Origin of the sequence: Zobellia barbeyronii, assembly GCF_018603515.1 — a bacterium.
In the GTDB taxonomy this organism is placed as follows: domain Bacteria; phylum Bacteroidota; class Bacteroidia; order Flavobacteriales; family Flavobacteriaceae; genus Zobellia; species Zobellia barbeyronii.
On record NZ_JACATN010000008.1, the window covers coordinates 47,234 to 61,636 of the forward strand.

Consider the following 14,403-nt stretch of genomic DNA (forward strand, 5'->3'; position numbering starts at 1 on the left):
GTTATCCTAGACTTATCTATTGATTTCTTCAATAAGATTTGCAACCAAAGCTGTCCACCCAGTTTGGTGCGAAGCACCTACACCACGACCGTTATTTCCATCAAAATATTCGTAGAACAGAATTAAGTCTTTAAAATGCTCATCGGTATATTTCTCTTTATCTAACTCATTTACAGGACGGTTACCATTTTCATCTTTTTTGAAAATACCAATCAGTCTTTTACTAATTTCAAATCCTATTTCTTTTAGGTTCAGCGGATTATCACTTCCAGTTGGATAATCGAATTTTAAATCATCACCAAAATAGTTGTGATACTCTTTTAAAGAACTTATAAAAAGATAGTTCATTGGCATCCAAATTGGTCCACGCCAGTTGGAGTTTCCACCAAATAAATCTGTGGATGATTCCGCAGGCTCATAGTTTATACCATATATAGAACCGTTTATCTCTATTTGATATTTGGTTTCATGTGCTTTAGATAATGAACGGATACCGTAGTCGGCTAAAAATTCGGATTCATCTAATATGCTATGTATTAATATGTCCAATCGTTTCTTAGGAACCAAAGACAACAACACGTCTTTATTGGGATCATACTCTTCTACAACTTGATATTTCTGGGTTTCCACTCTGTACGTACGGTACCAATCCATACTAGCCTTAAAGCGCGGTAATTTTGCTAAACATTCTTTTCTAATATTCAATACTGCCGCCATAGATAATAAGCCAGATATTGACCGTACTTTAATTGGTATTTTTTTACCGTCTGGTAGGATTAAGGTGTCATAGAAAAATCCTTCTTTCTCATCCCAAGAACTCATAGATTCTTCGGTAATTTTATTCAAGGCCTCCGCTATGAATACAAAGTGCCCAAAATATTTAAGGGCCATATCTTCAAATGTATTGTCGTGCAATGAAATTTCAAGGGCAATTTCAAGCATATTCAAACAGTAAAGTGCCATCCAAGAAGTACCATCTACTTGTTCTAGAACACCTCCACCGGGTATGCCATTACTACGGTCAAATACTCCAATATTATCCAAGCCCAGAAATCCGCCTTCAAAAACGTTGTTGTTAAGGCTATCTTCTCTGTTCACCCACCAAGTGAAATTCAAGGCTAGTTTGTTAAACATGCGTTTTAAAAAGCTTAGATCTCCTTTGCCTGTTTTACGCTGTTCCATCTGGTAAATCTGGATGGCAGCCCATGCCTGAACTGGTGGATTTACATCACTGAAATTCCATTCATAGGCAGGAATTTGACCATTTGCGGCCATGTACCATTCTTTAGTGAAGAGCAGGAGTTGTTTTTTTGCAAACTCGTGGTCTAGCATAGAGAAGGTGACGCAATGAAAAGCAGAGTCCCAAGCTGCAAACCAAGGATATTCCCATGCATCGGGCATTGAGAGTATATCATGGTTTCTAAAGGTCTGCCATGTGCTGTTACGGCCATGTTTTCGTTCATGTGGCGGGTTAGTGCCAGGGTCTCCTTTAATCCATTGTTCTACTTCGTAATTGTAGTATTGTTTGGTCCAGAGTAGGCCTGCAAAAGCTTGTTTCTGTATTTCTCTTTCTTCTTCTGACGAGTTTTCAGTTATGGATTCTAAGAAAGAGCGTGATTCTTTAATTCTTTCTTCAAAAACAGCCTCAAAAGTATCATCAATAGGGGAGTCAATATCTTGGTTAGATAGTCTTAACTTGATAACCTTAGTTTCACCAGGAGCCAAGTTCAATTCGTACATAGGCGCACACTTGGTGCCTTCCTTATTTTTTTCGGCTAAAGAAAAATCATTTTCTATAACGGCATCATGAAATAAATCTTTTTTAAACGGATGCTCATTTTTCCCGTCAAAAACCCGTTCCGCATTGGTTTCGTTTTCAGTAAATAATACTCTAGAAGGCTCGTCAAAATACAGATTGTATTTGCCAACATAACTGTGGTCTACCGTAACATGTGGTGCCTTTTTACTGCCTTTTTTCTTAATTATGGGCTTCTCCTCCATTCCGGTGAAACTCCAAAAATTTCGAATCCATATGGTAGGTAAGACAACCGCCATTGCTTCTTTTGGGCCGCGGTTACTGACAGAGATTTTTACTAAAATATCCTCTCCTTCGGCTTTTGCGTATTCCGTATGAACATCAAAATACTCGTTGTTGTCAAATATGCCAGTATCTAGCAGTTCAAACTCCGTATCGTGTTTGCCTCTGTTGCGGTTTTCCTCTACCAATTGGTTATAAGGAAACTCATTTTGAGGATATTTATAAAGGTGCTTCATATAGGAATGCGAGGGCGTATTCTCTAAATAATAATAGAGTTCTTTAACGTCTTCACCATGATTTCCTTGCGGGCCGGTTAATCCAAATAAACGTTCCTTTAAAATAGGATCTTTGCCGTTCCAAAGTGCCACAGAAAAACAGATATTGCAATAGCGATCGGAAATACCTGCAATACCATCTTCTCCCCAGCGGTAGGTTCTACTTCTAGCATGGTCGTGCGGTAGGTAGTTCCATGCATCTCCGTTAGGACTGTAATCTTCCCGTACTGTTCCCCATTGTCGTTCGCTTAGGTATGGTCCCCACTTAAGCCAATCTTTTTCTTTACTATAATGGTCTTTTAGTCTTTTGTCTTCTTTGGTATTCTTGGTCATAAAATTGAAATATGAATGGGGGTTAATAGCTCAAAGATTTTTTTATAGGGACTGTCCTTAAACTGATACCTAAATTAGGTATATAATGAGGTCTTAGCAAGTTATAAATGATGTAGTCGATAAAATTTTAACTGCTATCGGAAATTTTCGCCACTTTTGTGCGTTCATAGAGTAATTGGTACTGGTGTAGAACGCTTGCCAATCTTCAAAATGAAAAATTACTATTGATATGCAGAAAAAGGGTCATGTATTGTGGAATGTTTTGGGCGTAATAACGGTAATTATTTGTCTATTTGCTTTTGTCCTTCATTTTAAGAACTGGACAAAAACAGATGCTACTGGATTTAGAGTCCTATCTGGTTTTTATCTACAGGAGGTTCCCTTTTCAGCTTTGGATAGTGTGAAATTAGTTCCTAAAATTCCCGGTATGGTACGTCTTAATGGTTTTTCTGCAATGGAAAAGGAAAAAGGAATTTTCAGGGAGTTTAAAGATTCACTTACCGAAAACAAAGTATATGTCTACATTGATAATTTAGAGAATCAAAAAATAAAAATTGTTCATCACGATTCACTAAAGCTCTTCATCAATCTTAAAGATTCTACAGAGACTCAAAAGTTGTTCGACTTACTATCGAGTAAATTAGTTGTAGAACCAAACTAAGAGAATAGGTCTTTTATTCTACAGCCATTTTCTTAATTCTACTATATTAATTTCATTTTAAATAGTTCACAGTTCTTTGTTAATCAGAGTAATGTGTTGTATTTTGTTGTGGTAATCATAAAACAAACAATCATGGAAACAGATGAAATTGCCTCTAAATTAGTGGCGTGGTGTAATGCGGGAGATTTTGAAAAGCCGTATCAGCAATTGTATAGTGATAAAATTGTAAGCATAGAAAATGATGGTAAGGCAGAAGGTGCTTATGTTGAAGGTTTTGAAGGCATCAAGAAAAAAGGAGAATGGTGGCAAGAGAATTTTGAGGTTCATAGCAGTAAGGCTTCAGACCCGGTGGTAGCAGATAATTGGTTTTCTGTAAAGTTCACCATGGACACGACTCATAAACCATCTGGGCAGCGCTCAAAAACCTCTGAGATAGCTGTATATGAGGTGCAGGACGGCAAAATTGTAAAAGAACAGTTTTTCTACAATGAAAAGGGATAATATTTAATAGAATTTTATATCAGAAGAGCCAATCGATAGTCGATTGGCTCTTTGTTTTGGAATCAGCAACGCCTATCTTCGCTTTAAAATTTATTCATGGTTCTTTTGGCTCAAATAGTAGGTGCGTTATATGGTTTGTTGGCAGTAATATTCGGTGCTTTTGGAGCTCACGCTTTAAAGAAGTTACTTTCCGAAGAGCAGCTTAAAAGTTTTGAAACTGGTGTTAAATACCAGATGTACCATGCTATTATATTGCTGCTTATAGGTTTTAATTTTAATATGGATGTTGCCTTTCAGCAGTATATGGTTTATTGTTTTGTAATTGGTACGTTCTTGTTCTCTTTCAGTATCTATGCATTGGTTATTAGTTCTGCAAAAGGAAAGAAATTACGATTTTTAGGACCTATAACACCACTTGGTGGATTGCTCTTGGTATGCGGTTGGGGACTATTGCTGTATAGCTTTATCCGGAACCTTGTTTAGTTTTCTGATTGTGTTACGGAAGTAAACTCTTTAATGGCTTGGTTGGGTTCTATAATGTCATGTCCCTTCCAAAAATTTGGGTCGTAATCTGGCATATAAGTAGGAAGAATACCGGTTTTTTCCTCAAACGCTTTAAATTGTCCTGAGTTAATGGGGTCTTCATCAAAAACAATAAGCTCATATTGGTTAATGTTACCAAAAGCAGCATCTACTTTTAAGGCCAGTTCATTTTGCTTACGTCTTCCTTTAACGTGTTTGTTTTTTTCTATAATAGTCAATGGTCTTTTGAATCCTCCACGAATGCCTTTTATAACATTGTAATACCGTAGATGGTATTTTTGATCGGCACCTTTGTCAAATAGAATGCTTCCCTTTGCTAAATATTCATTCACGGAAACGCCTAGGAGTTTAAAATCACGAAGGGACTCTGTATTCTCAAAGTCCATGCGTATTAATGCAAAATCATCTGAGTTTATATAGAGCATTCCCCCATATTCAGGAGAGCCATCGGGTATAAACCGTATAACATATACCGCTTGGTCACCTAAATAGGTGTGGTTTTCAAGAGTCAGTTCATAGCGGCCCGGCTTAAATATGACGTTATAGTCAGTATCATCAAAAATGGGTAGGTTTTCAAAAAGGTTACCCAGTGTTTTTCGTTTGTATTCAAGGAAAAATTCGCGTCTTTCTTCTTTCTTTTTCTTCTCTTGCTCAAGATGTGCATTTAAAGCTGCGGCATCTGTAGAATCTATCTCTTCTTTAAAGATGTCACTCATATCCTCGGCATCTACCTTGGTGCCGAACAGCCCAGACTTTACTTTAAAGTAAGAATCTGTTTTAATATTTTCTTTCGCAATTTTATTGAACTTTTCTTCTAAGATTTCAATATCGAGCTCTTTGCTTTTATCATAGAGTTCAGAGGCTTTTATGAGGTCTAATTTTTGCTCATCCGCATCGTCCGCTCCATAGAGGTCGCCCAGCATTTCAGTATAATAAATATTGTTTTTGGGAATAGTTTGAATTACACTATCCAAGAAATTTTTATTAAAAGCATCAATCGTAGATTTCTTTATTTCGTAATTGGTCTTGATAATGTTACTCTGGTAGGTTTCCCTTAAGAAAAGTCGTTTTTTAGAAAATTCGGTGATGTAATTTTTTTCCAGGTTTTCTTCAACAAGCTCAACAATTTCTTCTGGAGTGTAGTTTTTGTTGGAAACAATAACCTCTTGAAGCTCTATGGCTTTTGGTCTAAGGGTGATAAGGCTATCGGTAAACTCTAAAATAGGTCTTCCAATAGATTCGTACCCAATACAGGAAATGAAAAGAGAATCAGTAGCCTCTACTGCGTCAGATAATAGAAATTTAAATTTACCTTCTTCATTGGTAATCATACCCCTGTTATTCAGCTGCACGGTAGCGTAAGGCACGGGTTTTTTTGAAACGGAATCTACAATGATAGAACTTAAGCTCTGGGCATGTTGTGTTGTGGTGAAAAATAGGAAGAATGCGAATAGATAAGCGAAGGATTTTGGCATATTCATGGCTAATGGCTATTCAAAAAAAGCGATAGCATTTGAGGTAAGCACGGTTTTTTTGATTTATTTAATACCGATTTATCCTTTTATTAACGAATTAACCTACAAAATTAGCAGGACAGGTGTGCTGAACTTTAATATGTTGCTAAATTGAAGATGAACGGTTTATGCAGATGGACTATAAAATTAGTGACAACCACAACCATCTTTTCCGCAAGCTTTGACGTTCCCTTTCTTGTGGGCAAACAATGCTTTTGGCAAAAAGAATTTCTTCACTAAATAGCCTACAGAGATTGCTAAAACTATATAAACCAATATGGGTTGAAGTATGCTCATTTTATTTTAATGTTTGATATGCTACCAAAGCAACAATATACGCAAAAGCGCTCATAAAAACTAGTTGTGCGGCAGGCCATTTCCAAGTATTCGTTTCTCGTTTTACCACTGCCAAAGTACTCATACATTGCATAGCAAACGCATAAAATAGTAATAGGGAAACTCCGGATGCCAAATTAAACAGTGGCTTTTTTGTCTTGGGGTTTATTTCTGCTGCCATCCTGTTCTGGATAGTTTGCTCCTCATCGCTGCCCACACTATAAATTGTGGCCAAGGTGCCAACAAATACTTCACGTGCTGCAAATGATGTAAGAACCGCAATACCAATTTTCCAATCGTAACCCAGTGGGTGAACAATAGGCTCTATGGCCTTCCCCATATAGCCCATATAAGAGTTTTCTAACTTGTAACTAGAAATTTCTTGGTGTAAAGCTTTCTGTTCAAGAAATGTTTGTTTTTGAGCTAAAGAATCAGACAGGGCAGCCGTATCCATTTGGTACGCATTTGTACTGATACTATCTTTTATAGCCAATTCATAAGCAGATAATGCGCTTACAATACTTGTTTGGTTAAAGTCTGAAAATCCTTCGGTTTGAATGCGGTTAGCAACAATTTCATCAGCATTTTTAAAATCATCGGCATAACCATTAGAACCTAAAAACCATAGTACTACTGAAATGGCCAAGATGATTTTTCCTGCACCCAAAACAAAACTTTTGGTCTTTTCCCAGACCGTATATGCTACATTTTTAGGTAAAGGTAATTTGTAGTTTGGCATTTCGACCACAAAGAATGACCTGCCTTTAATTTTCAATATTTTGTTCAGTATTAAGGCCGAAAAAATTGCGGCTCCAAAACCAAGTAAATACAGTAACATTAAAGTAAGAGCCTTGTAACCTAGACCTAGAAAACTACCTTCTGGTATAACCAGAGCAATGATAATGATGTAAATAGGCAACCGTGCCGAACAGGTTGTAAAGGGAGTAACGAGTATAGTTATCAGTCTTTCTTTCCAGTTTTCAATAGTTCGGGTAGCCATTACAGCAGGTATGGCACAGGCCGTACCCGATATTAAAGGCACAACACTTTTACCACTTAGACCAAAGGGACGCATAAGGCGGTCCATTAAGAATACCACGCGGCTCATATAACCTGTTTCTTCTAAAAGAGAAATAAACAAGAACAAGAAAGCAATCTGCGGAATAAACATGGCAATACCACCAATACCTGTTAGAACACCTTCTGCAATAAGATTAGTAAACACGCCTGGCGGAAGGGTATCCTTTACCCATGAACTGGCTGAAGCAAAAAATGTTTCTATTAAATCTTGCGGGTAACCGCTCCACTCATAAATACCTTGAAATATGGTGAGGAGAATGACCATGAAAATTACATACCCAAAGATTTTATGTGTAAGAACTTTATCTAACGAAGCTCTAAAACCTTTGGCAATGGCTAAATCTACTTTGTAAGTACCTTTAAGAATGCCATTAATAAATTGATATCTAAGAATGGTTTCTTTCTGTTGTAGTCTCTTTAACTCTGATTTAGATTTGGTGGCAAATGAGGAAGCATCTTTGAACAGTTTTTTCTCAATGGGCATAAAATTGACGTCTTGCGTAATTACAAGCCACAATTTATATAGGTCTTCATTTGGAAAAGCCTCTTTTAATTTTTGGAAATATCCAGGATCAATTACCGTGATGTCTACGTTTTGAACTGTAGATAGATTTTTGTAATCGGAAATGAGCTCTTTTAGACGGTCTATTCCAACACCTTTCCGGGTACTGACCAACGCAATCTTGGTATTGAGCTTTTCTTCTAAAAGAGGAATATCTACCGTAATCCCTTTACGAGACATACGGTCTGCCATATTAATAACAAGAATGGCGGGTATTTTAAGATCTTTTATCTGTGTGAATAAAAGAAGATTTCGTTTTAGGTTTTCTACATCTGAAACAACAATAGCTAAATCTGGGTGATTTTTATCATTCTTATTTAACAGAAGTTCTACAGCAACACTCTCATCTAAAGAAGTGGTGTTTAGGCTATACGTACCTGGTAAATCTAATATGTGTGCTTTTATTCCTCGGGGGAGTTTGCAAATACCCTCTTTTTTTTCGACAGTAATACCCGGGTAATTACCCACCTTTTGATTTAGGCCGGTCAGTTGATTAAAAACGGAGGTTTTACCGGTATTGGGGTTTCCTATAAGTGCAACGTTAATTTGTTTACTCATAGAACAGGGGTGTCTTCTATAATTTCCAGCTCAATAAGCTGTGCGGTCTCACGTCTTATAGCAATATGCGAACCGTTTACATTTATATAAATAGGGTCTTTGAAAGGAGCAACCTGAACCAATTCTATCTCATTACCGGGCAAACAGCCTAATTCTAGCAATTTTATAGGCAGGGAGTCATCAGAGAACTCTTTGATAATTCCCTTTTGTCCTTTTTTTAGTTGTGCGACTGTAATTCCCAATGTTTATTTAGATTGATTACAAGTAAGGGCAAAAGTAGCATAAATTATCCTAAAAGAGACGGGTTGAATCCCAAAAAATCCTAAAAGAGGTGAAGTTTTTAGGTTGCTTAAAATTGACTTGAAGAATTAAGAGAGGTGTAGATTTAATTTAGAAAGATATATTTGGTAATTAGAATGCAAACTTGCTAGTTTATTACTCTTTATCTGAGGTCATTAGAATTTTTAAATCCCCCATTAATTTCTCTACTTCTTCTTCATTGGTGCCATCATAAAACCCACGGATGCGATTTTTCTTATCCACTAGAATGAAATTTTCGGTATGAATCATATCATAAGGGCCACCATCGCCATCATCTTTCACTGCTAGGTATGATTTTCGTGCCAGTTCATATATCTGCTTTTTGTCTCCTGTTACCAAGTTCCATTTAGCATCATCCACACCTTTTTCAACTGCATATTTCTTCAATTGCGCCACAGAATCAATTTCTGGAGTTACTGAATGTGATAAAAGCATCACATCATCAAAATCTTTAATGCGTTTCTGAATACTGACCATATTCTTGGTCATAATTGGGCAAATGGTAGGGCAGGTAGTAAAAAAGAAATCCGCTATATAAATTTTATCGGCATAATTGGCCTGAGTTATTGTCTCCCCATTTTGATTGGTCAAAGAAAAATCTGCAATGGTATGGTATTTTCTTTTGTATTGAACTGTACTGTCCACAAGTTCAGGGTTGACCATGGTAGGTTGGTAAACCGTTAGTATTTCAGGCGGTTGCAGCGCATTGTAGAACAGATACATGATTACGGCAGAGAGCCCTAATAGTACAAGACCAAAAAATTTATATTTTGAGAAAAAAGAGCGCATAATCTTTTTGGTAAAGATACGTTAGTCAGTACAAGCATTCAACCAATACTACCTTATAGTGCTGCTAAATGTTTCTTAAAATCAAATGGCTGTTATCAGTTCTTTTTTTTAAGCGACTGTAAAAGTGTACTTTTGTCGGCTGAATTCAAGATGAGTTCATTAATTATAGAAAACATAGATGAGTCCGTTTATTATTAAGACTATACAATTTCTTTTAAGCCTTTCATTGTTGATCGTACTTCACGAAATGGGGCATTTTATTCCTGCTAAATTATTTAAAACTCGTGTAGAGAAGTTCTACTTGTTCTTTGATGTTAAGTTCTCTCTTTTTAAAAAGAAGATAGGTGAAACCGTTTATGGTATTGGCTGGCTTCCGTTAGGTGGTTATGTAAAAATATCCGGTATGATTGACGAGAGCATGGATACCGAGGCAATGAGCGAAGAGCCTAAGGAATGGGAGTTTAGAAGCAAGCCGGCTTGGCAACGACTTATTATTATGTTGGGCGGGGTAACCGTAAACTTTATTCTTGCGTTGGTTATTTATATTGGTATGGCTTATGCTTATGGCGATACATTCATACCTGCAGATGGTTTAAAAGACGGTGTGTATGTTACTGAAGAGACCATTGGTGATGAAATTGGTATTCAAACCGGAGATAAAATCCTAGCGGTTGACGGTGAGAAAATCAAAGATTTCAATACTATCTTCATGGATATTATTAACGGAAACAACATTACAATAGACCGTAATGGGGAAATTATAGAAAAGGAGATTCCTGTTGATTTTATAAATACACTGCTTGACGATAAAGACCGTATCCGGTTTTTGAGTTTTCGTTTCCCATTTTTAATCGGGGAAGTTTCACCAGAATCATTAAATATTGATGCTGGCCTTGAGCCTAAGGATGAAATAGTGGAGATAGCTGGGAAGAAAGTCACCTATTTTGATGAGGTTAAACCTATTTTGGAGCAGTACAAAGGACAGAAAATTAACCTTACCGTTATACGTGATAATAGTGTTCGTAAAATTATACCAGTAGTAATCAATGATTCTTCGCAAATTGGAGTACGACCGGTTATGCCTTCTATGGAGGAAATGGAGAAAAGAGGTCTTTTAAGTATTCAGACGGAGAAATACAGCTTTGCTGAATCTATTCCTGCAGGAATAAATAAAGGCGTAAATACATTTACTGGGTATTTGAAACAATTAAAAAAGATTTTTAATCCAGATACAGGTGCTTACAAGGGTGTTGGTGGTTTTGCGGCCATTGGTGGACTTTTTCCTGAGGTTTGGAACTGGCAGGTGTTCTGGGGAACTACGGCGTTCTTGTCCATTATGTTGGGTGTTTTGAACTTATTGCCTATACCGGCATTAGATGGTGGTCATGTAATGTTTTTGTTATATGAAATGGTTTCAGGTCGTAAGCCAAGTGATAAGTTTTTAGAATATGCACAGGTTGTTGGCTTCTTTTTATTGCTTGCTTTAATACTGTTTGCTAACGGAAATGACCTCTATAGATATTTAATGGAAAAATAGATTGCGAATTTTATTTGGGACATTAAAAAAAACTATTATATTTGCACCCGCTTAGGTAAACTAAGCGGATATATTTTCCTCCTTAGCTCAGCTGGTTAGAGCATCTGACTGTTAATCAGAGGGTCCTAGGTTCGAGTCCTAGAGGGGGAGCTTAATTACCAAAGGGTTACAGAAATGTGACCCTTTTTTGGTTTCTTATTGTAACGCGTTTGTAACACAAAAAGGAAATAAGGACAGCTTATCTCTGTCTACTATTTTGTATTCCTAGGCTTAGGGCTGACTATCTACTATATTATGCTTTTGCCTTATATCTTTACCTTTGCAGCTTGTTTTGAATCACCATCGGAGACTTAGTCATCAGAATATTGCCTTCTTTATTTTTATTTACAAGTGGCTATGTGAATTTGTCTGTATGCATAGGTGTGACAAACAGTTATATTATCATTATACAAGGCTTTACTATATCGGTGAATTAACAGGTCTTCTTTTTCTATATTAAGCTTCAATTTTATGTTATTCTATTGAAGAGACTGTAATATGTCGCCACTATAAAATTTGTAACTTTAAAAGGAAGTAGTGTTCGTCTGTTACCAGTTAATCTTAATCATCCGAATCATGTACTACAAAGAACCAGAACTAAATAAAAAAGGTCAACCTCTATGCGAAATATGTAAAGTAGGCTATGACCGCTTATTAAGGCACGTATCCCATCGTCACGGTATGAATGCGGCCGAGTATAAGAATAAGTTTGGCTACAACCCCCGTAAGGGTATTACAAGTAAAAAACTAGCCTTAAAAGCTAGGGAGAATGCTTTAAAGAACTTTAACTCCGTAATTATGCCCAACCTAATCATTGGGGGTATAAAAACTAGATTTAAGGATGGTAATATCGCAACTAACAAAGAATTGGTAAGCATAAATGGGCGTGAGACCATGAATGCCTATTGGGAGGGTAGGAGAGAACTCCAAGAAGAGGTAATTGCTACATTGATAAAGAAGTTATCTTCTGGAATTAGGAATATTCACCCAAGCAGTTAATTTATTAACCGGCGCCGGATTGGTTGGAGTGTTGAAAAAAATGGTCTTTATATTTGTTGGTCATTCCCTATATACGTATGAACGCCCGCACCCTAAAAGGGAAATCGATTTACTTGACCCCACGGGGCATCTTTTAACCTGCATAAGAATTTTTTTTTCAACTTTTTTTACAGCCTAACCTTATAGAGTCTACCTTAAATATTGCATGTTAAATGTTATACCCTCGAATATTTTCCACTGTATTTAAATTTTCAATAATATTATTAAACTGTACTAGGACATTTCAATGAAACCAATGTTGTAAACAGATATTATGCCAAATCGTTTTCATTAACAAAAACCTTTTCCTCTTTCATGTCCTTTACAATTTGTATTAAATAATCAAAACCTCCATGTTCAAAATCTGTGTCGATATAATTATTTGGAAAATCACATTTTCTGTGCATTACGATGCCAGAATATTGTTTTCCAGTTAATGTTGTGTAAATTATTGCCTGTCCTTTTTGAAATTTCATCCTATTTATTTTAATAAATCTGCAAATCGAACCTTGCCTGCTATTGGTTGAGAATTATCACAGAATATTTCCCATTCTAATATGTTATCATGATCGAAAGCAAAATCAGTTAATTTTATTTTGATTAATTCAAATCTTTGTCTTGGTAAAATTGGCACGTACCGTGAAGGTCCGTATTTATCACTTCCCGAAAATTGTGTGGCAAGTAAATCTCTAATTGTATTGTCAGTATTTATTTGAAAAGTTTTGTGGTCATGGGAATCATAATATTCAAAATCACAAATACTTTTTGATATTATAAATTTAACATTTACATACTTTGCATAAACAGCACCTGAATTAATTGCATAAATTACAATTTCCTTAAGTTGATTTTCAAACTTAAAGTCTAAAGAAATAATTGGATTTTTATTCCGGTTTAGTATATCTCTAACTTCATAATCATACATTGCAGTAGACTGGAAATTAAACCTTTTGTAGTACCTTTTATCGTCTGCTTGATGGGCTGTGTTACTTTTGTTTATTTGCACAACATAAACGACATTTTCAGTATCTATATCAATAGGGTGAATTTTAAAGTCATTTAACCTTGGTCTAATTTTACTTTGAATTATTTGCTCTAACCATTCGTTAGAATATTGATTTCTGTCAACTGGGGATATTTCTTTTGGAAGATGATTATTATTATCTTCTGCAATTCCATAAATGATTATTCCTCCATCAGAATTTGCTAACGAACTAACATCTTTAGATATTTCTGTTGTCTTGTTATTTTGCTTGCCTAAAGCTCCTGAAGCTTTATATTCCAGATTAAGATTTTCTTCAACTTTATTCTCAATTAGAGAGTTTAGATATTCTAGATTGTATTCTTTCAATTTATTGTTTTTTGGAATTTCTAAAGCAGATACTTATATCAGTCTGTTTTTATTTTTTGGTAAGGATTAGTGCTTGTACAACGGTTGCCATTGTTGCCAACTATTTTTATCTTTCCGCAAAAACCATTCATATAAGCCCGAAGCCCTTATTGTTTATAGATTTTGTTATCAACTTTTTTTTCGTGAATTTCACCAGTACTAGCTACAATTATTTCAGCATTTTCATTTATCACAAGTAATTCATAATAAATTTGTTCAGAATCCGAATCCTTCAACCTAGTTATATTCTTAATTCTGTCGTGAAGGCAGCTTAGGATAAATGCGCAAATAATAAGAAAATCTCCTCTTGCCCCTTCAGGAATAGTAACACCTTTAATTCCTTGAGTTTCTCTTAAGTTATTACAATCGAATCTTGTAATTGACTTGTCAAGTTCTAAAATTCTTGACTTAACACCTCCATTCTCAAAGTTGCATCCATATACATCATGAGCAAACGCATTTCGAATTTTTCTCAATAAATGTATATCACGACAAAATTGGGTTGATATCAATCCTAATCTTTGTGCTAATGTTATTTTGGCACTAAAAGTACCGATAGGGGCATTAGCGCCATCAAATATTTCATCCGAGGAACCTGCACTTGGGAGCAAGAAGGAATTTAATAATGATTTTAATGCTTCATCAATTAATGAAACTGCAAGTATTACGGCAGCACGGTCGCTTTCTTTCTCAAATTCATTAAATAGGAAATCTAGCTGCCACGCATGATTTAACTCTTTCTTTGGTTTTGCCATAATTATATTATTGTTGATAACAAATGTATATGTGCATATATTAAATTAGAATACAAATTACGATATATATTAGAGATGAAATGAAGGTAGGCTTTGAGAAAAATGCATATAATTGATTATTTTGTATATCAAA

The 14,403-nt window shown here is 35.7% G+C and carries 14 protein-coding genes and 1 tRNA gene; 6 read left to right on the forward strand and 9 right to left on the reverse strand.

Features of this window, described 5'->3' with window-relative positions:
* Positions 1-12 precede the first annotated feature (12 nt).
* Positions 13-2,646 (reverse strand): MGH1-like glycoside hydrolase domain-containing protein, encoded by a 2,634-nt coding sequence (locus HW347_RS19715; protein ID WP_214613443.1) that lies wholly within the window; start codon positions 2,644-2,646, stop codon positions 13-15.
* A 229-nt stretch (positions 2,647-2,875) separates the two neighbouring features.
* Between HW347_RS19715 and HW347_RS19720 the strand changes: the two genes are divergently transcribed.
* The 3 genes from HW347_RS19720 (at position 2,876) to HW347_RS19730 (ending at position 4,291) form a co-directional block, all read left to right on the forward strand.
* Entirely contained in the window at positions 2,876-3,307 is a 432-nt protein-coding gene (locus HW347_RS19720; RefSeq protein WP_214613444.1) for a hypothetical protein, read from the forward strand.
* A gap of 132 nt (positions 3,308-3,439) precedes the next feature.
* Entirely contained in the window at positions 3,440-3,808 is a 369-nt protein-coding gene (locus HW347_RS19725) for a nuclear transport factor 2 family protein (protein WP_155595112.1), read from the forward strand.
* 96 nt (positions 3,809-3,904) lie between these two features.
* Positions 3,905-4,291 (forward strand): DUF423 domain-containing protein, encoded by a 387-nt coding sequence (locus tag HW347_RS19730; protein WP_155595111.1) that lies wholly within the window; start codon positions 3,905-3,907, stop codon positions 4,289-4,291.
* On the opposite strand, the gene HW347_RS19735 is transcribed toward HW347_RS19730, so the two are convergent.
* The 5 genes from HW347_RS19735 to HW347_RS19755 form a co-directional block, all read right to left on the reverse strand.
* Positions 4,288-5,826, reverse strand: coding sequence for a carboxypeptidase-like regulatory domain-containing protein (locus tag HW347_RS19735; protein WP_225902000.1), 1,539 nt, complete (start codon positions 5,824-5,826; stop codon positions 4,288-4,290). The genes HW347_RS19730 and HW347_RS19735 overlap by 4 nt on opposite strands.
* 186 nt (positions 5,827-6,012) lie before the next feature.
* Positions 6,013-6,162, reverse strand: coding sequence for a hypothetical protein (locus tag HW347_RS19740; RefSeq protein WP_162857222.1), 150 nt, complete (start codon positions 6,160-6,162; stop codon positions 6,013-6,015).
* Between the two features lies 1 nt (position 6,163).
* Positions 6,164-8,401 (reverse strand): ferrous iron transport protein B, encoded by a 2,238-nt coding sequence (feoB, locus tag HW347_RS19745; RefSeq protein WP_214613446.1) that lies wholly within the window; start codon positions 8,399-8,401, stop codon positions 6,164-6,166.
* Positions 8,398-8,643, reverse strand: a complete 246-nt coding sequence (locus HW347_RS19750; RefSeq protein ID WP_214613447.1) for a FeoA family protein — start codon at positions 8,641-8,643, stop codon at positions 8,398-8,400. The genes feoB and HW347_RS19750 overlap by 4 nt, the downstream gene beginning before the upstream one ends.
* Before the next feature lie 193 nt (positions 8,644-8,836).
* Positions 8,837-9,511 carry an SCO family protein gene (locus HW347_RS19755; RefSeq protein ID WP_214613448.1) on the reverse strand — a complete coding sequence of 225 codons (675 nt, stop codon included), beginning with the start codon at positions 9,509-9,511 and terminating at the stop codon, positions 8,837-8,839.
* Between the two features lie 178 nt (positions 9,512-9,689).
* Here HW347_RS19755 and rseP point away from each other — a divergent pair, with 178 nt between their 5' ends.
* From rseP to HW347_RS19770, 3 genes are all read left to right on the forward strand, one after another.
* The gene (rseP, locus tag HW347_RS19760; protein WP_214613449.1) at positions 9,690-11,048 is read left to right on the forward strand and encodes an RIP metalloprotease RseP; all 1,359 of its coding nucleotides are present in this window, start codon (positions 9,690-9,692) and stop codon (positions 11,046-11,048) included.
* Between the two features lie 76 nt (positions 11,049-11,124).
* Positions 11,125-11,198: transfer RNA gene (locus HW347_RS19765), tRNA-Asn, on the forward strand.
* A gap of 465 nt (positions 11,199-11,663) precedes the next feature.
* Positions 11,664-12,086, forward strand: a complete 423-nt coding sequence (locus HW347_RS19770; protein WP_214613450.1) for a MucR family transcriptional regulator — start codon at positions 11,664-11,666, stop codon at positions 12,084-12,086.
* 311 nt (positions 12,087-12,397) lie between these two features.
* On the opposite strand, the gene HW347_RS19775 is transcribed toward HW347_RS19770, so the two are convergent.
* The 3 genes from HW347_RS19775 to HW347_RS19785 all read right to left on the reverse strand — a co-directional run bounded on the left by HW347_RS19775 (position 12,398) and on the right by HW347_RS19785 (position 14,270).
* Positions 12,398-12,601: a hypothetical protein gene (locus HW347_RS19775; protein WP_214613451.1), complete on the reverse strand. Its 204-nt coding sequence runs from the start codon at positions 12,599-12,601 to the stop codon at positions 12,398-12,400.
* Positions 12,602-12,606: 5 nt separating this feature from the next.
* Positions 12,607-13,476, reverse strand: a complete 870-nt coding sequence (locus HW347_RS19780) for an AlbA family DNA-binding domain-containing protein (RefSeq protein WP_214613452.1) — start codon at positions 13,474-13,476, stop codon at positions 12,607-12,609.
* Positions 13,477-13,622: 146 nt separating this feature from the next.
* A complete protein-coding gene (locus tag HW347_RS19785; protein WP_214613453.1) occupies positions 13,623-14,270 on the reverse strand; it encodes a hypothetical protein in 648 nt (215 codons plus the stop codon).
* Between the last annotated feature and the right edge of the window lie 133 nt (positions 14,271-14,403).